1 protein-coding gene and 1 pseudogene are annotated in these 1,010 nt (G+C 65.9%); both read left to right on the top strand.

What is annotated here, in order from left to right:
- Nucleotides 1-324 (top strand): annotated as a pseudogene (locus tag EN991_RS37665) (sugar ABC transporter permease); the annotation flags it as partial.
- A 22-nt stretch (nucleotides 325-346) separates the two neighbouring features.
- On the top strand, nucleotides 347-1,010 hold a 664-nt coding region (locus EN991_RS37670; protein ID WP_164769728.1), incomplete at its 3' end, for an SDR family oxidoreductase.

Genomic DNA, 1,010 nt, shown 5'->3' on the forward strand with positions numbered 1-1,010 from the left:
TCAATGTGCGGCTGATCTATTCCAGCGCCTTCGTGCTGTGCTCGATGCTGGCTGGCCGAGGCCAGGCAGCAGGCCGGCACGGGCGACGTCAACCTCAACGCCATCGCAGCGGCCGTCATAGGCGGCACCAGCCTGTTCGGCGGCAGGGGCAGCGCCTATTCGGCACTGCTCGGCATCATCGTCATCCAGTCGATCGCCAGCGGCCTGACGCTGCTCGATCTGTCCTCGTCGCTTCGGTACATGATCACCGGCGCCGTGCTTGCCATCGCGGTCATCGTCGACTCGCTGGCACGCCGCTCGCGTGTCTCGCATGGCCGGGCCTGAACCCATCAACAGGAAGCAAGACATGAGCCAAGAACTGTCCGGAAAAGTTGCCGCCGTCACCGGTGCCGCGTCAGGCATCGGCCTCGAATGCGCCAGGCATATGCTGGCGGCCGGCGCCACCGTGGTGCTGGTCGACCGCGCCGAGGCGACGCTGAACAAACTGTGCGCCGAACTCGGCCCCAAAGCGATCCCGCTGGTGATCGACCTGATGCAGCCGGCAAGCGTCGCCACCATGATGCCGCAAATCCTGGAGAAGGCCGGCCAACTCGACATCTTCCATGCCAATGCCGGCGCCTATGTCGGCGGCGAGGTGGCGACCGGCGATCCCGACGTCTGGGACCGTATGCTCAACCTCAACATCAATGCCTGCTTCCGCTCGATCCAGGCAGTGCTGCCGCACATGATCGAACGCAAGACCGGCGACATCATCGTCACCAGTTCGATCGCCGGTCTGGTTCCGGTGGTATGGGAACCGATCTACACGGCCTCCAAGCACGCCGTGCAGGCCTTCGTCCACACGGTGCGCCGGCAGGTCGCCAAGCACGGCCTGCGCGTCGGCGCCGTGGCGCCCGGCCCGGTGGTGACGGCACTGGTCGACGACTGGCCGAAGGCCAAGCTCGAAGAGGAACTCGCCGCCGGCGGCCTGATGCAGCCACGCGAAGTGGCCGAAGCCGTGATGTTCATGC

Origin of the sequence: Mesorhizobium sp. M7A.F.Ca.US.005.03.2.1, from assembly GCF_003997795.1 — a bacterium.
In the GTDB taxonomy this organism is placed as follows: Bacteria; Pseudomonadota; Alphaproteobacteria; order Rhizobiales; family Rhizobiaceae; genus Mesorhizobium; species Mesorhizobium ciceri.